The 24,598-nt window shown below is 71.4% G+C and carries 22 protein-coding genes, 1 tRNA gene and 1 pseudogene; 13 read left to right on the top strand and 11 right to left on the bottom strand.

What is annotated here, in order from left to right:
- Positions 1–72 precede the first annotated feature (72 nt).
- The 4 genes from hisS to CA12_RS17945 are packed head-to-tail and all read left to right on the top strand — an operon-like array spanning position 73 to position 3,304.
- Entirely contained in the window at positions 73–1,416 is a 1,344-nt protein-coding gene (gene hisS / locus CA12_RS17955; protein ID WP_390614145.1) for a histidine--tRNA ligase, read from the top strand.
- A 30-nt stretch (positions 1,417–1,446) separates the two neighbouring features.
- A complete protein-coding gene (locus CA12_RS17950; protein ID WP_145360368.1) occupies positions 1,447–1,971 on the top strand; it encodes an HYExAFE family protein in 525 nt (174 codons plus the stop codon).
- A gap of 33 nt (positions 1,972–2,004) precedes the next feature.
- Positions 2,005–2,130, top strand: a complete 126-nt coding sequence (locus CA12_RS23040) for a hypothetical protein (protein WP_261342366.1) — start codon at positions 2,005–2,007, stop codon at positions 2,128–2,130.
- Positions 2,111–3,304: a beta-ketoacyl-[acyl-carrier-protein] synthase family protein gene (locus CA12_RS17945; RefSeq protein ID WP_145360367.1), complete on the top strand. Its 1,194-nt coding sequence runs from the start codon at positions 2,111–2,113 to the stop codon at positions 3,302–3,304. Before CA12_RS23040 ends, CA12_RS17945 begins: the two co-directional genes overlap by 20 nt.
- An 8-nt stretch (positions 3,305–3,312) precedes the next feature.
- Here the strand turns inward: CA12_RS17945 and CA12_RS17940 are convergent, their stop codons facing one another.
- Both CA12_RS17940 and CA12_RS17935 read right to left on the bottom strand, forming a co-directional pair.
- Entirely contained in the window at positions 3,313–4,725 is a 1,413-nt protein-coding gene (locus tag CA12_RS17940) for an HD-GYP domain-containing protein (RefSeq protein WP_145360366.1), read from the bottom strand.
- A gap of 232 nt (positions 4,726–4,957) precedes the next feature.
- Positions 4,958–5,878: a DUF6576 domain-containing protein gene (locus tag CA12_RS17935; protein WP_145360365.1), complete on the bottom strand. Its 921-nt coding sequence runs from the start codon at positions 5,876–5,878 to the stop codon at positions 4,958–4,960.
- Positions 5,879–6,163: 285 nt separating this feature from the next.
- Between CA12_RS17935 and CA12_RS17930 the strand changes: the two genes are divergently transcribed.
- The 7 genes from CA12_RS17930 to CA12_RS17900 all read left to right on the top strand — a co-directional run bounded on the left by CA12_RS17930 (position 6,164) and on the right by CA12_RS17900 (position 14,538).
- Positions 6,164–7,870, top strand: coding sequence for a hypothetical protein (locus CA12_RS17930; protein WP_145360364.1), 1,707 nt, complete (start codon positions 6,164–6,166; stop codon positions 7,868–7,870).
- Positions 7,867–9,636, top strand: coding sequence for a fatty acid CoA ligase family protein (locus CA12_RS17925; RefSeq protein WP_145360363.1), 1,770 nt, complete (start codon positions 7,867–7,869; stop codon positions 9,634–9,636). The genes CA12_RS17930 and CA12_RS17925 overlap by 4 nt, the downstream gene beginning before the upstream one ends.
- Positions 9,633–10,685: an NAD-dependent epimerase/dehydratase family protein gene (locus CA12_RS17920; protein WP_165700843.1), complete on the top strand. Its 1,053-nt coding sequence runs from the start codon at positions 9,633–9,635 to the stop codon at positions 10,683–10,685. The genes CA12_RS17925 and CA12_RS17920 overlap by 4 nt, the downstream gene beginning before the upstream one ends.
- A gap of 95 nt (positions 10,686–10,780) precedes the next feature.
- Complete coding sequence (locus CA12_RS17915) at positions 10,781–11,479, top strand: OmpH family outer membrane protein (protein WP_165700842.1); 699 nt, start codon at positions 10,781–10,783, stop codon at positions 11,477–11,479.
- A gap of 82 nt (positions 11,480–11,561) precedes the next feature.
- Positions 11,562–12,467: a UDP-3-O-acyl-N-acetylglucosamine deacetylase gene (locus tag CA12_RS17910; RefSeq protein ID WP_145360360.1), complete on the top strand. Its 906-nt coding sequence runs from the start codon at positions 11,562–11,564 to the stop codon at positions 12,465–12,467.
- 60 nt (positions 12,468–12,527) lie between these two features.
- Positions 12,528–13,445 (top strand): acyl-ACP--UDP-N-acetylglucosamine O-acyltransferase, encoded by a 918-nt coding sequence (gene lpxA / locus CA12_RS17905; RefSeq protein ID WP_242688003.1) that lies wholly within the window; start codon positions 12,528–12,530, stop codon positions 13,443–13,445.
- 52 nt (positions 13,446–13,497) lie between these two features.
- Complete coding sequence (locus tag CA12_RS17900) at positions 13,498–14,538, top strand: Gfo/Idh/MocA family protein (protein WP_145360359.1); 1,041 nt, start codon at positions 13,498–13,500, stop codon at positions 14,536–14,538.
- A gap of 113 nt (positions 14,539–14,651) precedes the next feature.
- On the opposite strand, the gene bcp is transcribed toward CA12_RS17900, so the two are convergent.
- Positions 14,652–15,161 (bottom strand): thioredoxin-dependent thiol peroxidase, encoded by a 510-nt coding sequence (bcp, locus tag CA12_RS17895; RefSeq protein WP_145360358.1) that lies wholly within the window; start codon positions 15,159–15,161, stop codon positions 14,652–14,654.
- A 102-nt stretch (positions 15,162–15,263) separates the two neighbouring features.
- On the opposite strand from bcp, the gene CA12_RS17890 reads away from it, so the two are divergent.
- The gene (locus CA12_RS17890) at positions 15,264–15,863 is read left to right on the top strand and encodes a signal peptidase II (RefSeq protein WP_145360357.1); all 600 of its coding nucleotides are present in this window, start codon (positions 15,264–15,266) and stop codon (positions 15,861–15,863) included.
- Here CA12_RS17890 and CA12_RS17885 read toward each other — a convergent pair.
- The 3 genes from CA12_RS17885 to CA12_RS17875 form a co-directional block, all read right to left on the bottom strand.
- The gene (locus tag CA12_RS17885; protein WP_145360356.1) at positions 15,830–16,141 is read right to left on the bottom strand and encodes a hypothetical protein; all 312 of its coding nucleotides are present in this window, start codon (positions 16,139–16,141) and stop codon (positions 15,830–15,832) included. The two genes, CA12_RS17890 and CA12_RS17885, sit on opposite strands and share 34 nt — an antisense overlap.
- Positions 16,142–16,218: 77 nt before the next feature.
- Positions 16,219–16,293 (bottom strand) — tRNA-Glu (locus tag CA12_RS17880).
- Positions 16,294–16,479: 186 nt separating this feature from the next.
- Positions 16,480–16,836 carry an HU family DNA-binding protein gene (locus CA12_RS17875; protein WP_145360355.1) on the bottom strand — a complete coding sequence of 119 codons (357 nt, stop codon included), beginning with the start codon at positions 16,834–16,836 and terminating at the stop codon, positions 16,480–16,482.
- Positions 16,837–17,113: 277 nt separating this feature from the next.
- On the opposite strand from CA12_RS17875, the gene CA12_RS17870 reads away from it, so the two are divergent.
- The gene (locus CA12_RS17870) at positions 17,114–17,647 is read left to right on the top strand and encodes an FHA domain-containing protein (RefSeq protein WP_145360354.1); all 534 of its coding nucleotides are present in this window, start codon (positions 17,114–17,116) and stop codon (positions 17,645–17,647) included.
- 20 nt (positions 17,648–17,667) lie between these two features.
- On the opposite strand, the gene CA12_RS17865 is transcribed toward CA12_RS17870, so the two are convergent.
- From CA12_RS17865 to CA12_RS17845, 5 genes and pseudogenes are all read right to left on the bottom strand, one after another.
- The gene (locus CA12_RS17865; RefSeq protein ID WP_165700841.1) at positions 17,668–18,909 is read right to left on the bottom strand and encodes an amidohydrolase family protein; all 1,242 of its coding nucleotides are present in this window, start codon (positions 18,907–18,909) and stop codon (positions 17,668–17,670) included.
- On the bottom strand, positions 18,906–21,305 hold the full coding sequence (locus tag CA12_RS17860; protein ID WP_145360352.1) for an ABC transporter permease subunit/CPBP intramembrane protease: 2,400 nt from the start codon (positions 21,303–21,305) through the stop codon (positions 18,906–18,908). Before CA12_RS17860 ends, CA12_RS17865 begins: the two co-directional genes overlap by 4 nt.
- Positions 21,306–21,331: 26 nt before the next feature.
- Positions 21,332–22,063, bottom strand: a pseudogene (locus CA12_RS17855) (ATP-binding cassette domain-containing protein); the annotation flags it as partial.
- 231 nt (positions 22,064–22,294) lie between these two features.
- Positions 22,295–23,518, bottom strand: coding sequence for a cyclic dehypoxanthinyl futalosine synthase (mqnC, locus tag CA12_RS17850; RefSeq protein WP_145360350.1), 1,224 nt, complete (start codon positions 23,516–23,518; stop codon positions 22,295–22,297).
- Positions 23,515–24,465, bottom strand: coding sequence for a menaquinone biosynthetic enzyme MqnA/MqnD family protein (locus CA12_RS17845; RefSeq protein WP_145360349.1), 951 nt, complete (start codon positions 24,463–24,465; stop codon positions 23,515–23,517). Before CA12_RS17845 ends, mqnC begins: the two co-directional genes overlap by 4 nt.
- Positions 24,466–24,598: the final 133 nt, after the last annotated feature.

The raw sequence follows: 24,598 nt of genomic DNA, 5'->3' as shown, positions 1-24,598 counted from the left end.
TCCAACGCGCGCCGCCTACCGGCGACGGCGAACCCGAAAACCTCCAGAGCGACCGCCGCCCTGTCCCGCGACCTGATCAAACCGCAGACCCTCCGCGGCTTCCGCGACTTCCTCCCCCCCGCCGCCGCGCTGCGGGAACGGGTGACGGACGTCGCGAAGGCCGTGTTCCATCGCTTCGGCATCGAGCCGATCGACACGCCGGCGCTGGAGTACGCAGAGATCCTGCTCGGCAAGGGCGGCGACGAAACGGACAAGCAGACCTTCCGCTTCACCGACCAGGGCGGCCGGGACGTGGCGATGCGGTTCGACCTAACGGTCCCCTTCGCCCGCTTCGCCGCCCAGCACGTCGGCACGCTCGGCACGCCGTTTCGGCGCTACCACATCGCCCCCGTCTGGCGGGGCGAACGGCCGCAGAAGGGCCGCTACCGCGAGTTCGTGCAGTGCGACTTCGACACGATCGGCACCACCGGCGTCGCCGCGGATGCGGAAACGGTCTGCGTGATCCACGAACTGCTCTCGACGATTTCCTCGCAGGTCCAACCTTCCTGCGGCGAGTTCACGATCCGCCTGAACCACCGCGGCGTGCTGAACGGGCTGCTGGACACGCTCGGTCTGCGGGAGCGGGCGACGGACGTGCTGCGGGCCCTCGACAAACTGCCGAAGGTCGGGGCGGACGCGGTGCGGACCGAACTGGTCGCCCTGCCGGACGCCTCCGAGGCGGCCGCCGATCGGCTGCTGGAGTTCGCGGGCCTCTCCGGCGACGCCGCCGAGACCTTCGCCGCCGCCCGCCCGCTGCTGGACGGCAGCGAGACGGGGCTGGCGGCACTGGACCGGTTGGCGACGGTCGTCCGGCTGGCGATCGCCGGCGGCTGCGAACCGACCCGGCTGGTTGCGGACCTCTCCATCGCCCGCGGCCTCGATTACTACACCGGGGTGATCTTCGAGACCTTCCTCACCGCCGACCCGAAGCTCGGGAGCGTGTGCAGCGGCGGGCGGTACGACGACCTCGCCGGGCTCTACACCAAGCAGTCCCTGCCCGGCGTGGGGGCGAGCCTCGGCGTGGACCGCCTGCTCGCCCACCTGGAGGAGCAGGCGGAGACCGGCGCCCGCCCCAACGACCCGTCCGCCGTTTTCATCCCTCTGCTGAGCGAAGACCGCCTGCCGGACGTGTTCGCCCTGGCGAAAGATCTGCGGGCGAGCGGCTTCCGCGTGACCGTCGCCCCGGAGCCGCGAGGGCTCGGCAAGCACCTGAAATGGGTGACCGGCCGGGGCTTCGGCACGGCGGCGATTGTCGGTGACGAGGAAGCCGCCGCGGGAACCGTCGCCTTCAAAGACCTCGCCGGCCGCGAACAGTGGACCGTGACCCGCGCCGAGGCGGTCGATCGCCTTGTCGAATGGCGCAAAACCCGGACCTAGCCCGCCCTTCCCTCGAACCAGACCGTCGGCGTGGCGATTCGCTCCAACCACTACGACGCCGCGTTTGAGCAGTACCTCCGCAGCCTGCGTGTGCCTTACGTCGCGGTGGACGAGCAGCGGCGGGCGTTGGCGGCGGACGCCTCGCTGAAGTCGTTCGACTTCATCGTCGCCCGGCCGGCCGGGGAGGCCGGCGACGCCCCGCGAGGTTCGTGGCTGGTGGACGTGAAGGGCCGCCGCTTTCCCACCGGCGGCCCGGGCGGCGGGCGCTGGGAGAACTGGGTGACCGCCGAGGACGTGGAGTGCCTGCTGAAGTGGGAAACCGTGTTCGGCGGCGGCAGTCGGGCCGTGCTGGCCTTCGCCTACGATCTCGCCACTGGCGAGACGGCCGGCTGTGAGGACCCATTCGAGTGGGGCGGGCGGCGATACGCCTTCTTCGCCGTCACCGCGGCCGATTACGCCACCGCGATGACCTGTCGCAGCGAAAGCTGGGCGACGGTGAACCTGCCCCGGGCCGATTTCGCCCGCCTGCGGGTGCCGTTCGCCGAGTTGCTGTAAGATCGTCTCGCCCCGTCCGAACCCGACGCGTTCATGCTCGCTCTGCTTCCGCCGCTCGCACAGGCTGCCGGCCGCAACATGATTCTCGAAGGGCTGGTCGTCTGCGTGATGATCGGCGCCGCCCTGTTTACGGTGGGCCGTGCCAGTCGTCGGGGGTGACGGACCGGCCGTCGCGGTGACGGGCGTGGGCTTCGGCGTGGCGAAGTCCGTCGACCCCTGGCGCAATCTGCTGGCTGGGCGGTCGGACCTGCGGACCGTCGATCTCCCCCCGCTGAACCGCCCCGCGGCGGGGGCTTCGCCGCGGTTCGTCGACCCCGCGCTGGCCGGTTCGTCGGCGATGATGGCGGCGGCGGTGGCCCATGCCGTGGCCGACGCCGGGCTGGGCGGTCCGTGCGACGAGGCCGGGCGACGGCTCGCCGACCCCCGCTGCGGGTGGGCGCTGGGCGCGAGTAAGTCCGACGCGGCCGACTGGCGCTCCCCCGCCGGCGGCCCCGGTTGGCCGTGGCTGGGGGCGAACGGCCGCGGCGTGCCGGACGACTGGCAGGCGACCGGCCCCCGCCTGACCCCGGTCGCGGCCTGCGCGACCGGCGTCGTTGCGGTGATCCGCGGGGCGGAGATGATCCGGCAGGGCGTCTGCGACCGGGTGATCTGCGGCGCCGCGGACGCGTCGCTGCATCCGCTGATTCTCGCCAGCTTCGCCCGGTTGGGGGTGCTGACCGACCCCGGCGACGACCCGGCCGGCTGCATGCGACCGTTCGACGAGGATCGCAGCGGGTTCGCGATCGGCGAGGGCGCCGCGGCGTTTCTGCTGGAACGGGCCGACCTCGCCCGGCCCGGAACGATCTACGCCACCGTCACCGGCACGGGGCTGGCCTCCGCGGCGGTGAAGCTAACGGACGTCGACGCCACCGGCGATCCGGTCCGTCGCGTGCTGCACGACTGCACCGCAGGCGTCCGGCCGGACCTGCTCGGTCTGCACGGGACCGCGACCCGGGCCAACGACCCCGCGGAGGCCGCCGGCGTGCGGGCGGCGTTCGCCGACGGCGCCGCGGTCCCCGCCTTCGCCAGCAAGGGGGCGACGGGCCATCTGCTCGGGGCGGCGGGGGCCGTCGAACTGGCCTTTACCCTGCTCGCCCTGCGGGACGGCGTGGTCCCGCCGACCCTCAACCTGAGCCGGCAGGACCCGGCGTGCGGGTTGAACCTCTCCCCGACGGCCCGGCCGGCGCCGCTGGAGACGGCGGCGAAGGTGTCGCTGGGCTTCGGGGGCACGGTGGCCGCGGTCGCCCTCCGCCGCGGCGACCGGGTGCCGTCGACCGGCGACGCCGCCCGGTAACTCCGTGTTCAGCGGCCGGAGGAGCTGCCGGAGATCCGCCGCTTCGCCCGGGCCGCGAGGCGGGCCGCGGAGTCGTTCGGGCTGCTCCAGATCGTGCGAACCTCCTCCGAGCAGGCGAAGTAGGCGTCCATGACCTCCGCGTCCCACTGGGTGCCGCGGCCCTCGCGGAAGATTTTTTCGATCCGCTCCACCGGCATGCCGTCACGGTAGGGGCGATCGCTGCCCATCGCGTCGTAGGCGTCGGCGACCGCCATGATCCGGGCCATCTCCGGGATATCCGTCCCGGCAAGCTGGTCCGGGTAGCCGGTGCCGTCGTAGTTCTCGTGGTGGCTGCGGACGCCGGGGAGGATCTCGCTGAGGCCGGAGATGCCCACCAGGATGTCATAGCCGATCACCGGATGCCGCTTGATCTGGTCGAACTCCTGGTCGGTCAGCTTGCCCGGTTTGCGGAGCACGCCGTCGTCGATGCCGACCTTGCCGATGTCGTGCAGCAGGCCGGAGAGGTAGATGTTGTCCAGCTCCGCCGGTTTGAGGCCGAGTTGCCGCGCCAGCCGATGCGCGACGACGGCGACGCGTTCGCTGTGGCCGCGGGTGTAGCGGTCGCGGGCGTCGAGGGTCTGCACCAGGCCGAGCACGAACTCCAACATCATCTGTTCCTTCTCGCGGAACAGCCCCTGGTTGCGGAGGTGCGTGGCGAGGACCGTGGCGACGACCTGCAACAGGCTGCCCTCCACCGAACCGAGTTCCTCCCCGTCCAACCCGTTCCCGCAGGCGATCCAGCCGTAGTGCGTGGAACCCTGTCGCACCGGGGCGAACGCGACGGACGCGGCGCCCCGCAACGTGCAGGCAGGGCCGTTCAGCACCAGCGGGCGGGTCCAGTCGTGGTTCTCCGCGGCCCGGGTGATCCGATCGACGCGCACGTCGTTGAACAGCGGCAGGCCGTCGGAAAGCAGTCCGGCGTCCTCCCCTTCCAGCAGGATCGCGGCCGCGTCGACGCCGGTGGAGGAACGCGTCTGCGTGACGCATTCCCGGGCGAACGCGGCGGGATCGCGGGTGATCTGCATCAGCCCCGTCAGGCGGTGATACAGGGCGAGTTCCTCGTAGCAGCGGCTGAGCTGCTCGGTGAGGTCCTCCAGACTCGCCTGCTGCCCGTCCGCCCGGCGCTGGGCGGCGACCTGGGCTCCGCTGAGGGCCAGCAGCCGCGCGACCGCATCCGCGGGTTCGCCGGCGACGCCCCCGGCGATCGGCAGCAGGCCCGCGGCGGCGGCGTCCGGCCCGGCTTCGGGTAGGGGCAGATTCACGCCTAGCACGCCCGGGGCGACCTCGCGGACGGCCAGGGCGTGCGGGACGCCGGGGTCCGTCAGGTGCAGCGCCAGGTTCAGGCCCGTCCGTCCGGCGTGGGCGGAGAGGGCGGCCGGCACGTCTAGGGCGTGGGGCTGCCGCTGACGAAGACGGGGCGGAGCAGGATCGAGAACCGGCATGGAAACCACCGAGAACCGGCAGGGGAAGAGAACCCTTCACCGTTCCATGCGATGAGAGGTTGGGCCGGGTCCGTTCGGTCCCGAAACCGCGATTGTGAGGCGCCGCCCGCCGATCCTGCGGGTTGACTCGGCGGACGGATCGCGGCGCCGAAATCGTGGTCTGCGAGGCGTTTCAGCCTTCAGTCGGGCCCTGCCGCAGCCGAGCCGCCGCCCGCGTGAGGGTGCGGCGCTCGGCGGCGGTCAGTGCCCGCTCGCCCTGGGCGGAGATCTTGCGGAGCAGGCGGTCGACCTCCAATTCCTCCCGCGCACGCTCCTCCCGCTCCCGTGCCCGGCGGGCCGCTTCCCGCTGACGGCGCCAGCGGGCGAGGGTCCCGGACGGCGGGACGCCGGCGGCCCGGTCGTCCTCGTCGACGTCCGTGGCGGCGGCGGGTTCGTCGCCGTTGCCGCCCGCCCGCTCCAGGCTGGTGTAGCCGGCGGAGAAATCGTAGCCGAGAAACGTCTCGTCCGACTGCGGTCGCGGGGCCGGGCGGGGACGTGGCCGACGTTCCCGGGCCGCCAACATCACCGCGGCGGCGGCCACGGCGACCCAGGCGGAGCCGATCGCCAGCGCCAGAAAGAGCCAGAGGGCTCCGATCAGATGCGTCAGCCCCGCCGCCGCCACGCCGGCGGCGTACGGCCCGGACCGCAGGGCCCACATGTCGCGGACGGCCCGCCCCGCGGCCAGCGGCCAGGCCGGCAACAGGTTAGCCCCGGCGACCGCCGCCGCGGCGATCAGCAGCGCTCCCGCCTGAGACGGGATCGGGCTCAGCACGATCGTCGCCCCCGCGGCCTGCGCCGCTCCCCAGATCGTCGCGCACAACGCGGTGCCGGTCGCCGGCACGAGCAGGTGCACCCAGGGGGGGCGCGGCGGAACGTCGTCCTCCCCCTCCAGTCCGCCCAGCGGCCAGAGCAGCAGGTCCGTCACGGGCGCCCCCAGCCGGGCGGCGACCGCACAGCGCACGACTTCCGTCACGGCCGCGGCCAGCACCAGTCCCGTGAGCGCCCACGCCCCGAGCGCCAGATCCCCCGTGCGGGCCGCCGCGGCGATTCCCACCAGCGGAATCAGAGCGGAAATGCGAACCGTCGTCCCCCCCCACCGACCGGCAGGGATCGACCAGCGGAGCAAACCGTCGCGCAACCCCATGGGCGGGCCGCTTGCGAGAGAGAAGGGGGAACCGACCGTCAGCTTACGCGGCGGGCGGGGGCCGCTCAAAGGGTCTCCCCGGATCGCCTGACCGGACGGGGGATCAAACCACGTCGGGACGGGGCTTCGCCGAGGTGGAACGGGGCGTTCGGCCGCCGGTACGATCGGCGCGTCGCCCTCACGCCCCGGTCGCGCATGTTCCGCCCCCTCCGTCCGTCCCGTCTCGTTCCCGCCGTCGCACTGGCGGCCCTCCTCGCCGGCGTCGCGTCGGCGCAGGAGCCGGCGCTCGAACCGCCCCGCGTGCTGTTCGAGTCCGCCGGCGGAGAACGGATCGTTCAGGACTTCACGCAGGTCTTGGACCTCGCCGGCCCCGACGGCGCCTCGCAAAAAGAGGGGCTGCTCAACCTGTTGGAGGGCTTCCTCGTCGGTGTCGACCCGAAGGCGCCGGTCCGGGTGGAGCCGCTGACCGGCACCAGCCCCACGCGCTACCGTCTGATCGTGCCGGTGGACGACCGCCGCAAATGGCAGCAGGACAACCTGAACTTCGCCAGCGGCATCCCCTCGCGGGAACTGGCGAACCAGAAGGACACCTTCCAACTCGGCTTCGTCCGCAACGCCGCCTTCGACGGCTTTATGCGGTATTACCCGGCCGAGGACGGGCTGGAGTACGCGGTGATCGTTGAGCAGCAGGAGGATCTGCCGGACGAGGTGAAAAACGTCGGCGCCCTGCTGACCGCCGATCAGGACGGTGCCCTGCTGCTGCGGAACACGGCGGGGGGCGACGAAGCGGTCGCCCGCCGCTGGGACCGTGTGGCGGAGGCGGAGAAGGAACTGCTGTCCGCCCTGCAACCGATGCCGGAGGAGTCTCCGGAGGAGTTCGACCTCCGCAAGACCGGCGTCGCGGTGCAGGTGAACGAACTGGGCCGATTCTATGCGGAGTCGCAGGTCGTCTTCGCCAGCGGCAACGTGCCGGACGGCGCCATCGGGGCGGTCGGCACGGTCGTCTACCAGCCGCTGCCCGGCACGGAATCGGCCGCGGCAATGGACCGCGTCGGCGCCGAGCCCAGTCGCTTCGCCGGGGTGCCGTTCAACGAGGACGCCAACTTCAGCGGTCACATGCAGGTGCCGCTCACGCCCCGGCAGCAGGCGAACTTCAAGAACCTGATGGAGAAGATGCGGGCCCTGCTGATCGCCAAGGTGAACGAGGCGAACCTGCCGGACGCCCAGCGGACCGCCCGGCTGGAGGCCTTCAACCGAATGTTCGATCTGGCGAATGGCGTGGTCGACAGCGGCATTGTCGACGGGATCGTCGAGGCGGTCTCGGTCGACGGTAAACGACGGTTCGTCGGGGCGGTGGGGCTGCCAAAGGGGGCGGAACTGAAACCCGCCCTGGAAGCCTTCGTCGGGGCGCGGGAGGGCCGTCAGGCCGAATGGGGCGTCGCCGAAGTCGCCGGGGCGACCCTGCACAAGTTCGTCTTGGACGAGACCTTTGCCGATTACGTGGACGACGTGATCGGCACGAACGAAATCTGGGTCGCCGTCGCCCCGGACGCCTTTTGGTACGCCGCCGGCCCGGGAGCCCGGGAGGAATTGGAGTCGCAGCTCAATGCGGCGGCCGCGGGCGGCGAGGCGAGCGGGCAGATCATCCGGTTGAGTTCCGACCCCTCCTCCGCGGTCGACCTGATCGGCCGGGTGGAGACGCCGAAAGGCGACGCCAACATTGAGGAATACCGACGGATCGCCCGCGAAGCCCTCGCCAACTGCGGCGGTCGCATCACGGCGACCCTGCGGAAGGACGACGACGGAGCCGTCCGCGGTCGGGCGTTGGCGCCGCGGTGCTTGCTGACGCTGATCGGGCGGATCATCGCGGAGATTTCGGAGCGGGAGAACCTCGCCGGATGACCGTCGCTCCGCCGACCGCGCCCGGGCCGGCCGTCGCCGCCCCCGGCCCGCGCCCGGCCGACGGCTCCCCGCCCGCCCGCGGCCCCGCCGCGGACGGTTCCCCCTGCTCCGTCGCCGATCTGCTGCGGCGGGCCGCGGCGGAGCGGCCGGAGGTCGACGCCGTTCTCACCCCCCGCGGCCGGGCCGGAGACCCGACGCGCACCTACGACGCCCTCACCTTCGCGGAGTTGGACGCGGCCGCGGATCGCTTCGCCGCCGCGCTGGCGTCCCGCGGGGTGCGGCGCGGGGAGCGGGTGGCGTTGATGGTTCGGCCCGGCGGGCGGTTCGCCGTTGCGGTCTTCGGCACGCTGCGGGCGGGAGCCGCGGCGGTATTGATCGATCCGGGCCTGGGCGTGCCGGCGGTGCTGCGCTGCCTGCGGGAGGTGTCGCCGACCGGCTTCGTCGGGGAGCCGATCGCGGTCGCCGCCGCCCGGGCGGTCGGTCGACTGGACGGCGTGAAGGCTTGGGTTTCCGCCGGGCGGGCAGTGCCGGGGGCGATTGGCTGGGAGCGCTTCGGAACGCTCGGCCCCTCCGATTTCTCGCCCCCGGCCATGGGTCGGACGGACCCGGCGGCGGTGATTTTCACCTCCGGCAGCACCGGCCTGGCGAAGGGTGTGGCCTACGAACATGGGATGTTCCTCGCCCAGATCGAGCACCTGCGGGCCGGCTACGACCTGCCGCCCGGCGAGGTGGACGTGCCCGCCTTCCCGCTGTTCGCCCTGTTCGACGTGGGGCTGTCGGCGACGATGATCGTCCCCCGCATGCACCCCTCCCGACCGGCCCACGTTCGGCCGGAGGAGATCCTCGGCCCGATTCGGGAGCGGTCGGCGACCCGGGCGTTCGGTTCTCCGGCTCTGTGGAAAAAGGTGCTGAAGGACGCCGCCGACCGTGGCGTGACGCTGCCCTCGGTCACCGCCCTGCTGAGCGCCGGCGCCCCGATTCCGCCCCGCACCCACGAATGGGCCCGGGCCGTGCTGCCCGCCGGAGCCCAGTTGCACACCCCTTACGGGGCAACGGAGGCCCTGCCGGTCTGCACGACCGGCACCGACGAGATCCTCGGGGAAACCGCCGCCCGCACGCGCGAGGGCGCCGGCACCTGCGTGGGTCAGCCCTTCCCGGGCGTGTCGCTGCGGGTCGTCGCCGAGGTTCAGGGGCCCATCGATTCGATCGACGAAGCGACGGACCTGCCGACGGGGGAGATTGGCGAAGTGATCGTTTCCGGCCCCGCCGTCACCCGGGAATACGTCAACAGGCCGGAGCAGACCCGACGGGCGAAGATCGCCGATCCGGCGGCGCCCACGGGGGTCTGGCACCGGATGGGCGACGTCGGCTACCTCGACGACCGCGGTCGGCTCTGGTTCTGCGGGCGACAGGCACACGTCGTGCGGACGACGGACGGTCCGATCTACCCGGTGCGGGGCGAAGCGGTGTTGAACGAACTGCCGGCCGTCCGCCGGACGGCGATCGTGGGGGTGGGCGACCCGGGCCGGCAGCGGCCGGTGATCGTCGTGGAATGCGAACCGGGCGCCCGCACCGCGGCGTTGCGGGAAGAACTGCGGGAGCGAGCCGCCGCCTCGCCGGTGATCGGGCCGCCGCGGGCCGTGTTGTTCCGGAAGACCCTGCCGACCGACGTGCGGCACAACACGAAGATCGACCGGGCCGCCCTCGCCGACTGGGCGACCCGTCTGCTGGCCTCGCCGCTCCGCCGACGGCTGGCGCGGGCGTGAGCGACGCGGCGGCGCCCGACGATCTGACGCTGGTGACCGGCGGCGGCGGCCTGTTGGGCGGGGCCGTCGTGCGTCGCTTGCGGGCGGCGGACGCCCCGGTGCGGGTTCTCTCCCGACGCCCCCTGCCGGAATTGGAAGCGCTGGGGGCGGAGGTGTTCCTCGGCGACTTGGAGGACCGACAGAGTGTGCTGGCGGCGTGCCACGGCGTCCGCGGAGTCGTGCACGCCGGCGCCCGGCCGGGAATCGACGCCCCGCTGCGGCAGTTTCTCGGGCCGAACGTCGCCGGCACCCGGCACGTGATCGACGGCTGCCTCGTCCGACGGGTCCGGACTTTGGTCCACGTCTCCTCGCCGAGCGTGGCGTTTGACGGCACGCCGCACGAGGGAGCGGACGAACGCCTCCCCCTGCCCGTCCGGGGCCTCGCCAGCTATCCGCATTCAAAACTGCTGGCGGAACGGGACGCCCTGCGGGCCGACCGCACCCGTGGCCTGCGGACGATCGCCGTGCGGCCGCACCTCATCTGGGGACCGGGCGATCGGCACGTGCTGCCGGCGCTGGTCGCCGCGGCGAAGGCGGGGCGGATCCCGGCGATCAGCGGGGCGGACCCGCTGATCGCTCCCACGTTTGTCGAAAACGCCGCGGCGGCGATCGTGCATGTGCTGACCGCATTACCGAACCGCCCGGAGGGCGCCGGGCGGGCCTATTTTCTGAACGATCTGCCGCCCGTCCGGCTGCACGCGTTCGTCCGACGGGTGGCGGAGGAAGCGGGGCTGGAACCGCCGGCACTACGTCGACTGCCGAGCCCCGTGGCGACCGCCGCGGGCCGGGCCGCGACGCTGACCTGGCGGGCGCTGCGGCGCCCCGGCGAGCCGCCGTTGACGGCCTTCGCGGTGGCCCAGTTGCGGGTCGCGCACTGGTATCGCATCGACGGGCTGCGGGCGTTTGGCGAGTGGGAGACGGTCGAATCGGAGGAGGCGTGGCGGCGGACGCGGCCGTTCCTGCGACGGTTGGCGGGCGAGAAATGCGACGCGCGCGGCGAAGGGGGTTGACGCTGCAAGGCGGGCCGTCTTAGACCCCGCGGAACTTCGGCCGCCGCATCCGCGATTCGGCCTCCGCACACGCACTCTGGCAAGGACGCCCGGCCGTGACCGCCATCCGCCCCTTCATCTCGGCCGCCGCCGCGGCCGCCCTCGCCTTCTCCGCTCAGACCGGACAGGCCCAGCAACCCGCCGCCGCGACCGCCCCCACCGGCCCGGTCGCCGTCATCGACATGGCGGAGGTCTTCGCGAACTACGACAAGTTTGAAGACGTCCGCGAGACCCTCAAGGCCGAAATTCAGGCCGAAGGCGCCAAGGCCGAAGGCCTCGCCAAGGAAGTTCAGACGCTCCAGGCCCAGCTGCAGGCCGGCACGATCGCCCAGGACTCCGAGGAGTACCTGCAGAAGGCCGTCGCCCTGAAGAACAAGCAAACCGAACTGCAGGCCGAGCAGATGCGGATCAGCCAGCGCTTCATGAAGAAGGAAGCCGAGCTGTACAAGGAGATCTACAACGACGTGACCGCGATGGTCAAAATGTGGTGCGAGCGGAAGAGCTACTCCCTCGTCATCCGCTACAAGCGGGACGGCGTGGACGAGGCGAAGCAGACGAACGACATCCTGCAGGGGATGAACCGTCTGGTCGTCTACCACACCCCGCAGGACGACATCACCGATACGATCATCTACGCCCTGGACCGCTCCTACTCCGCCAAGAGCGGTAAGCCGGCCCGCGATCAGAGCGTTGAGGGCTACGTCTCCCCGTACGCTCCGAAGACCGCCGAAGCCCCCGCCGTTCCCGGGAACTGAGTCCGGCTGAGTCGCTGCGAATCTTTCAGAGCCGGCGGCCCTTTCGGGGCCGCCGGCTTTTCCGTCGTTCGATCGGCCCGCCATGACGCGTTCGCAAACCACCCTCGCCGCGGACGCGGAACTGTCCGGCGTCGCGTTCTTCACCGGCGGCGACGTCCGGGTGCGGTTCCGCCCGGCGCCGGCGGACTCCGGCGTCGTCTTCGTTCGCACCGACCTGCCGGGCCAGCCGTCCGTGCCGGCGACGATCGAGCACGCCCTCGAACTACACCGCCGGACCGGCGTGCGGCGGGGGGCGGCGGAGGTGCAACTGACCGAGCACGTCCTCGCCGCGCTCGCCGGGCTGCGGATCGACAATTGCCGCGTCGAGATCGACGGCCCGGAGTTGCCGGGGCTGGACGGCTCCGCCCTCGGCTTCGTGCAGGTTCTCCAGGCGGCCGGGGTGCGGGAGCTGGCGGCGCCGCGGGCCGTGCTGAGGGTTCTCCAGCCGATCACCGTCACCGCCGGGGAAGCCGCGCTGACGGCATCCCCGCCGGGGGGCGACGGAAAGACGCAGCTCGAATACCGCCTCGACTGCGGCCCGGATCACCCCGTGCCCTCGCAGCTCTTCCGGGCGGAGATCGCCCCAGCGTTCTTCGCTCGGGAAATCGCTCCGGCCCGCACATTTATCGCGGCGGCGGAGATCCCTGCCCTGCGGGCCGCAGGCTATGGAGAGCGGGTCGATGCGGCGGATCTGCTGGTGTTTGAACCAGACGGTACAGTCCGCGGAAACGCTCCACGTTTCGAAAACGAACCGGCCCGACACAAACTTCTGGACATGATCGGCGACCTGGCGCTATTAGGCTGTGAGCTGCACGCCGCAGTCGCCTCCCGGAAGGGAGGACATGCGTTGAACAGGGACCTTTGCCGGACTCTGCGGACTGCGGCGGCTCGGGGGGATACGTCGATCATGGAAGGGATCGGGGTTTCCACAGACCCCCCCGCAGCGTAAAACGCAGTCCCACCCACGCCCGCGGCAGGAGGCCGTACCGTGAACTCCCCGTCGGATTCCATGCCCAAACCGGCCCTCTTCGGCGCGAACGAGATGCGAGCCTCCCGGCCCGCCGCCCGCGCCGCCTCAATCAGCATTCACCCTCTCTCGGACGTTCACCCGCAGGCGGTATTGGGGGCCGGTACGAAAATCGGCCCCTTCTGCACCGTCGGCCCGGACGTGGTGCTCGGTTCGAACAACACGCTCGACAGCCATGTCGTGCTCAGCGGGCCGTGCGCCATCGGCTCCGGCAACCGCTTCTGGCCCGGCTGCGTGATCGGCGGCGAGCCGCAGGACAAAGGCTGGCACGAAGCGCCCACTGGTACCGTCATCGGCGACGACAACCAGTTCCGCGAAGGCGTCACCGTCCATCGCGGGGCGGAGAAGGAAGACGGCGTCACCCGCATCGGCAGCCGCTGCCTGCTGATGAGCAACGCCCACGTCGCCCACAACTGTCGGGTCGGCGACGACTGCATGCTGGTCAACGGCGTGCTGCTGGGCGGTCACGTCCACATGCACGACGGCGCGATCGTCTCGGGCAACAGCGTGGTGCATCACTTCGCCACGGTCGGCACGCTCGCCTTCGTCTCCGGCGGCGGCAAACTCGTCCGTGACCTGCCGCCCTACATGCTCTCGGCCGGGACGGACAACCCCACCGTCAAGACGGTCAACCTGGTCGGGATGCAGCGGGCCGGCATCCCCGACGTCGAGATCCGCGGCGTAAAGCTGGCCCACCGCCTGCTGTACCGTAGCCGCAAGCCGATCGCCGAGATCCGGAAGGAACTCGAAGCGAAGTTCGGCGGCGAATGCCCCCCGGCCGTGGAGCGGGTGCTCAGCTTCGTCGAGAACCAGAGCGGCGGCCGCAACGGGCGCGGACGCGACGGCAAGAAGGTTCCCTACGAGCCGGTTTCCATCCACCCGATTCGGCGGGCCGCCTGACGGCGGGAGCCGTCGCAGACGATTGATTCGTTCACTCCAGCTTGAGACACGGATGTCCTCGCTCAATGTCGCTGTCGCCGGGGTGGGAGCCCTGGGCCGCCACCACGCCCGCATTCTCGCCGGGCTGGACGGGGTGAACCTCGTCGCGGTCGCAGACCGGGACCGCAAGGCCGCCGGCAGGATCGCCGAGGAGCACGGCTGTCGGGCCGTGGCGGACGTCCGTGAGATTCTGGACGAGGTCGACGCCGTCAGCGTCGCCACGCCCACCTTCACCCACGCGGACGTCGCCGGCGCCTGTCTGGCGGCCGGCAAGCATTTGCTGGTCGAGAAACCGCTCTCCAGCGACGTGCGGGAAGCGGAGCAGATCGCCCTCAAGGCCCGGACTGCCGGCGTCGTGCTGGCCGTCGGGCACGTGGAGCGGTTCAACCCGGCCTTCGAAGAAGTCCTCGCCCGCTGCTCACGGCCACGGTACGCCCGGTTTGAGCGGCTCAGCCCGTTCGCCTTCCGCAGCGTGGACGTCGGCGCCGTGCACGACCTGATGATTCACGACCTGGAACTGGCCCGCTGCCTGTTCAGCGGAGAGGAGGTCGTCGCGGTGCAGGCTCTCGGCACGTCCATCCTGACGGACCGCGAGGACGCCGTGACCGCCCGGCTGACCTTCGAGGGCGGCGGCGTCGCCGACCTGACGGCCAACCGCGTCAATCCGACCGCCGCTCGCACTGTGCAGGCGTTCGGCGAGCGCGGCGTGGTCGCCGCGGACCTCACCACCCGCCGCGTGCTGCACTACTCCGCCACCCCGGCGCTGACGCACGGCCCGCCGGTGCTCTCGGCGCTCGACGATCCCTCCGCCGACCGCGCCGCCCTGCGAGACAGTGTGTTCGGCCGGTGGATCAAGACGGAGGAGATCCCCGTCAGCGGCCGCGACGCCCTCACGGCGGAACTGGCCGACTGGACGAGTTGCTGCCGGACCGGCGGCACGCCCCGGGTCGACGGGCCCACCGCGGTCGCCGCCCTGGAACTGGCCGAGTGGGTACTGGAAGAGATCGCCGCCAGCGCCAAGCGAGCCGCCGCCCCGGTGCGGAAAGCGGCCTGAATGGTGCTTGCTCTGAGCTTGCTCTGAACTAGGTCGGTTCGCCGCCGCCGTGAGGCGGCGCGGGAGCAAATCTCCCTGCCGCGTCGCCTCACGGCGGCGGTGAACCATGTGCACTAGGCACTCGGCAGGTCGGCGAGGGCCGCCAGCACGGCGTCGGCGTGGCCCTTCACCTTTACCTTGGGCCAAGCGGCGGCGATCGTGCCGCCCTCGGCGATGAGGAACGTCGCCCGCTGCACGCCCATGTATTTGCGGCCGTACATCGATTTCTCGACCCACACGCCGTACGCCGTCGCGACGGCTTTGTCCTCGTCGCTGAGCAGCCGGAACGGCAACTCCTGCTTGGCGATGAACTTCTCGTGAGACGCCGGCGGGTCCGGGCTCACCCCCAGCACGGTCGCCCGGGCCTCGGCGAGAGCGGCGTCGCGGTCGCGGAAGTCGCAGGCCTCGGTCGTGCAGCCGGGCGTGGCGTCCTTCGGGTAGAAGTAGAGGACCACCGGACCGTCCGCCCACACCTCGGAGAGCGTCAGCGGCTCATTGCCGGGGGTGGCCACGAGGGTCGCGTCCGGGGCGGCGTCGCCGACGGCCGGGGGAGCGACGGGAGCGGGGGCGGTTTCGTCAGGCATGGGCTCATCTTGCCCGATTGACGGCGGCGCTCCTAGGATGCCCCTCGGCCGGAACTCTCTCCCGGCCGCCCCCACCGGACGGACGCCCCAGAGACGCCGATCATGCGACACGTCCCGGCGTCCCGCCCAATTCTCTTCGGTGTGCTCACCCTGCTCTGCTGCGGAGTGGATCTGTACTCCAAGGAGCGAGTCTTCGACACGCTCGGCTACGAGGGCGTTCGCAGCGACTGGCATGAGGAGTGGTTCGACGGCGCCGTCCGCTTCGAATTGCTGACGAGCTTTAACGGCGGCGCCCTGTGGGGCATCGGGCAGGGCTACAGCTGGTTGTTCGCCTCGCTGAGCGTCGCGGCCGCCGTGGGCGTGCTCTGGTGGCTGTTCATCGCCGGCGCCGCCCGCAGCCTGTGGCTGACGATCGCCCTGGCGCTGGTCACCGGGGGGGCCTTGGGCAACCTGTACGACCGCCTCGGCCTGCACGGCTGCACCGACGCGGACGGCGAGGTCCGGCTGGCGGTGCGGGACTTCCTGCTGTTCGAGTTCGGCGGCTGGGGTTGGCCGGTGTTCAACTTCGCCGACGTGTTCCTCGTCACCGGGGCGATCATGCTGGCCCTCCAGTCGCTCGCCCCGCCGCGCGAGGACGAACACGAGGCCCATGCCGACGACCCGGCCGCTCAGCCCGCGGCGGCGGCCCCGACGGGCGGCTGAAAACCGAGGGCGCGGTAGCGATCCAGTTCGCCGGGATCGTCCAGCTTCAAGCTGCTGATCGCGTCGTAGCTGACGAACACTTTGCGGGCGCCGGTGGTATCCGGCCGATCGCGTTGGAGCAGCAGCAGACCGCCGGAGACGGCGAAGTCGATAAAGCGGACCGGCTCGTTGTGCTCGGTGATGACGGCGCCGGATTTCGCGAGGTCCGCCGGCCAGTGGGCGAACAGGTGCCGCCAGTAGTCGCCCCGGCTGGGCTTGGGCGGCGGGGGCTGCGACATCTGACACTCTACGGGGGAGCGAACGAAAAGCGGCCCGCACCGTCGCCGGTGCGGGCCGCAAACATATCACTCGCAGATGACCCCAAGGGGATTTGAACCCCTGTTGCTGGAATGAAAATCCAGAGTCCTGGACCTGACTAGACGATGGGGCCGTGGTGAACGCCCGCGGGCGGGCGTTCGGGGAGGGAGGATATCGAAGCTTCGCGGACGGTCAAGGCGGTTCCGCGAGTCCCTCCCGCAAGACATCGAAACGCCGCCGAAGGTTCGGCCGCACGGTCCGATGCCCCCGCCGGTCCGAGAGCGTTCGTCAGAACGCCCCCGGCCCGGGGAGACTTAGCTCAGACTAGGTCCTTCAGGCCCTTCAGCGGGCGAATCTTGACGACGTTGCGGGCCGGCTTGGCGCTGACCGTCATCATCTCGCCCGGCTTGAACGGGTTCTTCTTGGTGGTCTCGGGAGTCGCGTCCTTCCGCTGCACGACGACCTTCATCAGCCCGGGCACGTTGAAGGAGCCGGGGCCCTTCTTGCCGAGTTCCTGGCCGAGCAGGCCTTCCAGTTCGGTGAAGAAGGACTGGACCTCGGTCTTCTGCAGACCGGTCCGCTCCGCCATGGCGGAGAGCACTTCGGCCTTGGTCATCGGCTTGGCGGGCGCGGCGGCCTTCTTGGCGGGGGCCTTCTTGGCGGCTTTCTTGGCCATCGATCGGTCTTTCGCGGGCGGACCGGCGGGGCCGGACGCGCGGGGCTGGGTGAGCAGAGAGCGCGCCCGAGCGGGCCACGCAGTGAAGTTCGTCCGCAGTGAACACCCGAGGCTTCCGAACGTCAAGCGGGAGAGCCTACGAAACAGGGGGTCCCGTCCAGTTTGCCCCGTCCGGCGACTGTAAATACAGTGCCTCCCGCAGAGTCGGCGCCCCTTAACGGGCCCTTCCTCTGCCTGCACAGAGTTTCCGCCCCCTCCCCTTTCCGATACGGCTCTGATGGCGGACCTGCTCGTCGACTCCGGCAAACATCGCGGTCGCCGGTTGAAGTTGGCCGTCGGTCAGACGCTCATCGGCCGCGATCGGGAGTGCGCGATCCGTCTGGCGACGTCCGACGTCAGCCGCAAGCACTGCCGGCTCTCCGTCGCGATGACCGGCGGGCGGGAGGTCGTCACCGCGGAAGACCTGAAGAGCCGCAACGGCACCTATATCAACGGGCGGGCCATCCGCGTGCCCACGGTGATGGGCGCCGGGGATACGCTGCGCGTCGGTCCGATCCAGTTCCTCCTGCCGGACCCCGACGCCGCCAGCGAGAGCGAGGTCATCACCTGGCTGGTGCCCCCGCCCGCCCCGGGCACGGTCGCCGCGGAAGACGAACCGACGCAGATCGTCGGCGGCCCGCCCCCCGCGACCGATTCCGAGAGCCCGGCGCCCGCCCCGGCGAAGCCCAAATCGGCGGAGGAGCCCGTGGACAGGCTCGTCCAAGAGGCTTCGGCCCTCATCCGGGCACGGTACGCCTCCCGCCTGACCTGACGCGGTCGTCGCGGGACGTTTCAGCGGACCCGCCGCCCGGCCCGCCAGACCGCGGCGACGGCGGAAACCGGGTGCAGCACGTCCGCCGCCGGGTCGTTCGTCATGACGCCCGGACGGATGCCGCACAGGTCGGCCGGCCGGTTTGCGGCGATGCGGCCGCCGTGCACGCCCATCGCCTCCGCCCCGTGGAGCGTGCCGAGGGCGAGCAGTTCGCCCGTGGGAACCGCGGGGAACTGCGCGTGCAGGAACTGGAGCTCCCCCAGCACGGACAGGTCCGGGTTCGAGCCGCGGCCGTCGGTGCCGAGCGCCACTCGCACACCGGCCTCACGCAACGCGAGCCACGGGTGGGGCGGGTGGCGGAAGTGGGCGTGGGTCCGCGGACAGTAGATCACGCTGAGTTGCCACCGCTCCGGGGCGGACAGCCACTCGACGTCCGCCTTCGTCTGCCGATTGCCGTGGATAACGAGCCCCCGCGCGGCGGCGGCCAGCGGGTCGAGGTAGTCCCGCCGGAGACGGTTCGCCCCGAAATCGCCCCGCGTCGCTCCCAGCCGGGCCATGGCCGCGGCCAGCGGGCCGCGATTTTGGGCCATCAGGTCGATTTCTTCGTCGGTTTCCAGCAGGTGGATCGCCCAGGGCGCCGCGGCGGTGTCGGGACAGGCGGCCAACAGCGTGGGCACGGCCGGGTGCACGGAGTACGGGGCATGCGGACTGAGCCCGCGAATCAGGTCCGGCGGATCGGCGTCGCCGTGCAGGAACGCCCGGGCGGCGGCGAGCCCCGCGACAGGATCGCGAGGGGCGATCAGCTCCCCGAAGGCCACCAGTGCCGGCCGGGCGTGCGGCGGGGGGAGCCGGGCAGCGTCCCAACCGCCCTGCTCCGGCGTGCCCGTGGCGATCTCTCCCACGGTCGTGACGCCGGCGGCGAGGCACTCGGCCAGCCCGCGGTTCACCCGCTCCATCCGATCGCCGGGGCGGTCCCGGCGGGCGGCAACCGTGGCGGCGATCCAGTCGGCGAAAGTTCCCGCGGCGGGCAGCGGCGCGGTGAAGTCGCTGAACTCCAGGTGTGTGTGGCAGTTCACGAACCCCGGCAGCAGGGTCAGTTCGCCCAGATCCTCGGCCCCGGAGCGGGCGTCCGGCCGATCGTGCACGGCGGCGACGCGGCCGTCCGGGGTCAGTTCGACCGTCCCTCCGTGAATCGGCGGCCCCTCCACCGGCAGCACCCAGCGGGCGGTGAGAGCGGCCGGCGGGGCGTCGGGGGCGCTCACGCCCCCAGCGTCGCCGTCGACGGCAGCGCTCCGGCGTGCGGCGCCGCATCCGCCGTCGAGGGACGGTCGACGCCGGCTTCGTCCGCCCGTCGCAGGCGCGCCAGCCAGACCAACAGGCCCACGGCCCCCGCTCCGCAAAGGGCCAGGGCGATCGGCCGGTAGCCGGCTTCATTGAACAGCAGGCGATGGACGCCCTCGCCGACGGTGCCGAACTCGCCCGCTTCCGCCCGGCCCATCAGGACCTGTTGCCCGTTGAAGATGAGGTGAAACAGGATGCACGGCCACAGACTGCGGCCCTTCCAAGCGATCGTGCCCAGCACCAGCCCGGCCAGCGTGGCCGCGAACACCTGCTGGGGAACGAGGTGCACCACCCCGAAGGCGACGGCGCTCAAGCCAATCGCCAGCCACGGCCGGCGGGAACGGGAGAAGCCGCTGAGCAGAAACCCGCGGAACGCCAGTTCCTCGCACACCGCCGGGGCGATCGCGGCCGCCAGTAGGGCGAGCGGCAGCGGAACCGTGCCCATCGTGACGCTGAACTCCGCGTATCCGGCGGGCGGTTCGGGGAAGAAGCGGCCGGTCAGCCAGTGCGTCAGCACGCCGATGACCGGTTGCAGACAGAGCGCCAGGCCCGCGGCGGCGGTCATGAGCGTCCAGTCCGGCCGGCGGAACCGGAAGGTTCGGCGCACGCTGGACGTCAGCAAGAGGCCCATTGCCAGCACGGGAAACGCGACGGTGACGAGCTGCTGAATGACGACGAGGCGAAACGCCGTCTCGCCCTCGGCTCCCGGCGGGGCCCCCGCCAGCGCCCGTTGCATCGGCCCCATCATGGCGAACTGCAACAACAGGACGGTCACGAAGGCGAAGGCCGCTTCGCCGAAGGTGGGCGTCGGTTCCTTCTCGCGGAGCAGGTGGGCGATCCAGTCCTTCACGTTGAACCGCTCCGCCTCGCGGAACAGCACGTCCTCCCGCTTGAACAACTCGACCGCCCACCACAGGGCCATCCCGGCGTAGCCGACGCTGGAGAGCAGCACGACCGGCACGTACGGCAACGCCGCCGCCGCCCCGCCGGGGGCCAGTAACGATTTGAGCAACAGCGAGACGTTCACCACCGGCAGCACGGCGTAGAGCGGCGTCAGTTCGACCAGCGGACTGAGGCAGAAGACCGTCAGCCCCACCGACACCATCAGGATCGGGTAGAGGTAGTACTGGCCCTCCTTGTTCGACTTGGCGAACGTCGCCAGGGCCAGGCAGAGGGCGCTGTAGAAGGCCGCCAGCGGGACCATCAGCAGGGCGACCCAGGCCAGCGCCGCGGGGGCCGGCGGAGCGAGGCCGTCGAGGCCCGCCGCCATCCCCGGCCCGGCCAGCGAGGCGACGTACCCGCCCGTCAGCCCGGCGCTGCACAGGTTCAGCCCCGCCGTGCACAGGCTGAAGGTCAGAACCGCGAGGAACTTGCCGCAGACGATCTCCCCGCGGCTGGCCGGGCAGATCAGCAGCGTCTCCATCGTGCCGCGTTCCTTTTCCCCGGCGGCCATGTCGACGGCGGGATAGAACGCCCCGCTGATCGTCATCAGCACCACCAGAGCCGGGAACAGCTTGCTCCACACGCCCGCCGCCCGCTCGGCGGGTTGGCTCAGCGAAAGCCCCCGCGGCGCGACCGGAGCCGGCAGATCGGCGGGCAGCCCCGCCTCGGTGAGGCGGTCCCGCAGCACCGCCCGCTCCCAGTTCCGCAGCGCCCCGGCGACCCGGGTGTAGGCCAGTCGACTACGTTCGTCGGCGTCCTCATGCAGCACGATGGGCCGCGGCAACGGACCCGTCGCCTCCGCCGGCGGCGCGTCTCTGTCCCGCAGGCGCCGGCTGAGCGCGGCGATCTGATCGGCAAGCGTGTCCGGCACCAGCATCAGCGTTTGGATCCCGCTCTGGGAGAACAACTCCGCCCGGCGGGCCTCGGCGACGCGCAGGCGCTCCCGCAGGACGATCGCCCCCCGTTCGTCCCCCGCGGCGAGGGCGGCATCGAGTTCCGCCGCAGCCTGCGTGGCCCGTTCGTGTGCGGCCCGCACCTCCTCCGCCGCGTCCAGTCGGGCGGCGCCCTCGGTGGTCCCGCCGGACGGTCCGTTGGCCGTGAGGACCCGCAGCTTGTCCGCCGCGGCGGGCTCGTCGAACCACTCCGCCGCGAAGCGTTCCCCCTCGATGAGCGCCGGACCGGGCAGGTGCTCCGCCCCGAGCACCACCACGGTCTGCGGGGCTTCACGGAACAACACCGTCATCTGCACCATCCCCAGCCCGAGGGCGGGGTACAGCAGGACCGGGAGCACGGCCACCATGAACAGCGTGCGGCGGTCGCGCAGCTGGTCCCGCACCTCCCGGAGGAACAGCAGTTTCGTATTGCGCCAGGTCATCGACCGGGAAGTTCAGGAGGTTCGGGTCAGGCGGCGAGCGGGCGGGGACCCGTCGCCGCCTCGGAGGGCGCCGCGGTCGGCGGTGGGGCGAAGCGGGCCTCTTCCTCTTCAATCAGCTTGAAGAACAGCTCTTCGGTGTCCGGTTCGTCGTGCCGGGCGGCCAGCTCCGGCAGCGGGCCCTGATCCAGGATGCGGCCGCGATGGATCACGGCGACCCGATCGCAGAGCTTTTCCACCTCCCGCATAATGTGGGTGGAGAAGATGATGCACTTCCCCGCGTCCCGCAGGTCCGCCACGGTTTTCAGTACGGCCCGGGCAACGAGCACGTCCAGCCCGGCGGTCGGTTCGTCGAAGATCAGCGCCGGCGGGTCGTGCACCAGCGCCCGGGCGATCGAAACCTTCTGTCGTTGGCCGGTGCTCATGCGGGAGCAGAGGGAGTCGCGGAAGTCGGTCATCCGCAGGGTCTCGAACACCTCCGTCATCCGGCGATTCAACGCCGACCCTTCCAATCCGTGCAGGCGACCGAAGTACTCCACCAGTTCCCACGCCGACATGCGGTCGTAGAGGCCGGTGTTATTCGAGAGGAAACCGATCGACCGCCGCACCTCCGCCGGATCGCGGAGCACGTCGTAACCGGCGACGCTCGCCGACCCGCCGGTCGGCTGGAGCACGGTGGAGAGGATCCGCAGGCAGGTGCTCTTCCCCGCCCCGTTCGGGCCGAGCAGACCGAAGATCTCGCCCGGTCGCACCTCGAAGCTGACGCCCTCTAAGGCGTGCACGCGACCGCCCTGGACGTCGAAGCTCTTCGACAGATCGCGGACGGAGATCATGCGGCGAACGCGGCCGACGGGACGGGGGCGGTGAAACGGTCCGTGAACCTAGCTCGCCCTCGCCGAGCCGGTCGGCGGCGGGTCCGCGGGCGAGCCCGATTGCCGGCCCTTCGCAGCCGAGGGACCCGGGGAACCGGCTCGTTCGGTCCACTCTCGCGCTCAGTTCAGCACAGGCAGGACGGCGGTCGCCTCTTGGGCTGGTGCTTTGGCCGCCGCCGGGGACTTCAGGGTGCTGCGGCCTTCGGGCCAGCCTTCCTGCCACTCGTCGATCAGCTCGTACCGTACGTTCCGCTGGCGGGGGATGTAGCCGCGTTCGCGGATCGCGCGCTTCATCTGCTCCAGGGTGAGGTGATGCACCGTGCCGGCCTCGGCGACGACGTTTTCCTCGATCATCAACGACCCCATGTCGTCGGCCCCGAACCAGAGGGCCATGCCGCCGGTCTTTTCGCCCTGCGTCACCCAGCTCGACTGGATGTGCGGAACGTTGTCCAGGTAGAGCCGGGCGACGGCCTGGGTCTTCAGGTACTCAAACGCCCCGGCCGGCGGGATGTGCGAGAGATCGGTGTGATCCGGCTGGAAGGTCCAGCAGATGAACGCCGTGAAACCGCCGGTTTCGTCCTGCAACTCGCGGATGCGGCGGAGGTGCTCGACGCGCTCCGCCAGTGTCTCGACGTGGCCGAACATCATCGTGGCAGAGCCGACGCCGCCCAGTTCGTGCCAGACCCGGCAGACGTTCAACCAATCGTCCGTCATTACCTTGCCGCGGGTCAGCACGTCGCGGACGCGGTCCACGAGGATCTCCGCCCCCCCGCCCGGCAGCGAGCCCAGCCCGGCGGCCTGCAACCGCTCCAGCACGGTCCGCAGAGGGAGCTTGTTCACCTTGGTGAAGTGGTGAATTTCCGGCGGGCTGAAGCCGTGGACGTTCACCTGCGGGAAGGAGGATTTGATGTCCCGCAACATCTCCTCGTACCAGTCCAGCTTGAACTTCGGGTGCAGCCCGCCCTGGAGCAGAATCTGCTCCCCGCCGAGTGCGACCGTCTCCTCGATCTTTTCCAGCAGCTTGGCCCGGGGGAGGACGTAGACCTCGTCGCTTTTCGGGTTCCGATAGAACGCGCAGAAATGGCAGACCGCCGTGCAGGCGTTCGTGTAGTTGATGTTCCGGTCGATGTTGAACGTGCGGAACGGCCCCGGGTTCAGCCGCCGCGAGACCTCGTCCGCGGCGGCGCCGAGGGCCGGCAGATCGTGCGACCGCAGCAGGGCGAGGGCGTCGTCGTCGCTCAGCCGCCGGCCGTCGAGCGTCTCCGCCAGGATCTTGGCGGTGGAACGGTCGTTGCGAACAGTCTTCTCAAAACGCGGGTGGGCCGTCGGGGCGGCGGTTTTCATCGAGTCACTCGCAGGGGTTCGGGCGTCGCGGCGCGGGCCGTCGGCGGGGCCGTCAGGCGGACTGATCGGGGCGGCGGGGGGGCAGCGTACGTCGGGCGAGCGCCCTCCGGCAGCAGTCCGTTCCGCACGCACAGTTCGCAGTACAGGTTGAGCCCGGCCCGCTCCGCCGGGCCGAGGGTGAAGTGCAGGTTGCGGCGGAGGTAGTCGGCCGCGTCCTCTGGCGTCAGGCCCAATGGCGGGCCCGCGAGGGCGGCGATGCGATCCAGGTCCCGCACCCCCTCGTCCCGGCTGGCGGAGAATCGCCGGGCCAGATCGGCGGCCGCATCCTTCCCCAGACCGGGCCGAGCCGCCCACGCGGCGAAAACGAACGGTAGGCCGGTCCATTCGTTCCAAACCTGCCCCAGATCCCACACGGCCGCGAAGGGGCGGCCGGTGCGGCGGTCCGGCGGGTCGACCATCGCCCGGTCGCCGATCAGCAGCACGGCGTCGGCGTCGGTCGCGGCGATCGCCTCCGCGGCGGCCCGCGGCGACGGCCCCGGGCCAACCGGCAGCGGGCGGAGTTCCGGCTGAACGCCGAACCGTTCCGCCAACAGCACCCGCGACAGGGCGGCGCTGGTGCGGGAGCCCTCGTCCAGCGCCAGCGACCGCACCTCCCCGGGCGGGACGCGGAAGAACAGCTTCACGCTCCGCACCGGCCCCCGGGCGGCGACGCAGGCGTCCGACAGGATCGTCGCCCCGGCCGTCCCCAGTGCCGCAATGCTCGGCACCAGCGCCGCATCGTAGGCGCCGCGTTTCAGCCCGTCGGCGAGCCGGCTGGGATGATCGAGGGTCAGCCGCCCACGTCGGTCCAGGTCGGCCCGCAGGCCCTCGATCAGCGGGCGACTGTTCAGGTAGATCACGCCGCCCACCCGCGGGCCCGGCGGCGGGTCGGCGGCGAGAGCGGGCATGGGAGCCGGGGGAACGGGGCGACCGGCCGAAACCGGGGCGGACTTGTGGAAGCGGGGAACGTAGGGGAGAAACCGTGCGGCCGCAGGCCACTTCACCCCGCCCCGTCTCAAGAAGTTCCCCGACGACCCGCCC

The sequence above is a fragment of the Alienimonas californiensis genome (assembly GCF_007743815.1).
Taxonomy (GTDB): domain Bacteria; phylum Planctomycetota; class Planctomycetia; order Planctomycetales; family Planctomycetaceae; genus Alienimonas; species Alienimonas californiensis.
Note: the sequence above shows the minus strand (reverse complement) of the source record. Positions and strands in the feature narration are given on the sequence as shown.

Excerpts from the sequence above, each read along its gene's own strand:
- CA12_RS23040 (WP_261342366.1), top strand. The coding sequence starts at position 2,005 with ATGCTCGCTCTGCTTCCGCCGCTCGCACAGGCTGCCGGCCGCAACATG.
- CA12_RS17930 (WP_145360364.1), top strand. The coding sequence starts at position 6,164 with ATGTTCCGCCCCCTCCGTCCGTCCCGTCTCGTTCCCGCCGTCGCACTG.
- CA12_RS17925 (WP_145360363.1), top strand. The coding sequence starts at position 7,867 with ATGACCGTCGCTCCGCCGACCGCGCCCGGGCCGGCCGTCGCCGCCCCC.
- CA12_RS17910 (WP_145360360.1), top strand. The coding sequence starts at position 11,562 with ATGACGCGTTCGCAAACCACCCTCGCCGCGGACGCGGAACTGTCCGGC.
- lpxA (WP_242688003.1), top strand. The coding sequence starts at position 12,528 with ATGCCCAAACCGGCCCTCTTCGGCGCGAACGAGATGCGAGCCTCCCGG.
- CA12_RS17900 (WP_145360359.1), top strand. The coding sequence starts at position 13,498 with ATGTCCTCGCTCAATGTCGCTGTCGCCGGGGTGGGAGCCCTGGGCCGC.
- bcp (WP_145360358.1), bottom strand. The coding sequence starts at position 15,161 with ATGCCTGACGAAACCGCCCCCGCTCCCGTCGCTCCCCCGGCCGTCGGC.
- CA12_RS17890 (WP_145360357.1), top strand. The coding sequence starts at position 15,264 with ATGCGACACGTCCCGGCGTCCCGCCCAATTCTCTTCGGTGTGCTCACC.
- CA12_RS17885 (WP_145360356.1), bottom strand. The coding sequence starts at position 16,141 with ATGTCGCAGCCCCCGCCGCCCAAGCCCAGCCGGGGCGACTACTGGCGG.
- CA12_RS17875 (WP_145360355.1), bottom strand. The coding sequence starts at position 16,836 with ATGGCCAAGAAAGCCGCCAAGAAGGCCCCCGCCAAGAAGGCCGCCGCG.
- CA12_RS17870 (WP_145360354.1), top strand. The coding sequence starts at position 17,114 with ATGGCGGACCTGCTCGTCGACTCCGGCAAACATCGCGGTCGCCGGTTG.
- CA12_RS17860 (WP_145360352.1), bottom strand. The coding sequence starts at position 21,305 with ATGACCTGGCGCAATACGAAACTGCTGTTCCTCCGGGAGGTGCGGGAC.
- mqnC (WP_145360350.1), bottom strand. The coding sequence starts at position 23,518 with ATGAAAACCGCCGCCCCGACGGCCCACCCGCGTTTTGAGAAGACTGTT.
- CA12_RS17845 (WP_145360349.1), bottom strand. The coding sequence starts at position 24,465 with ATGCCCGCTCTCGCCGCCGACCCGCCGCCGGGCCCGCGGGTGGGCGGC.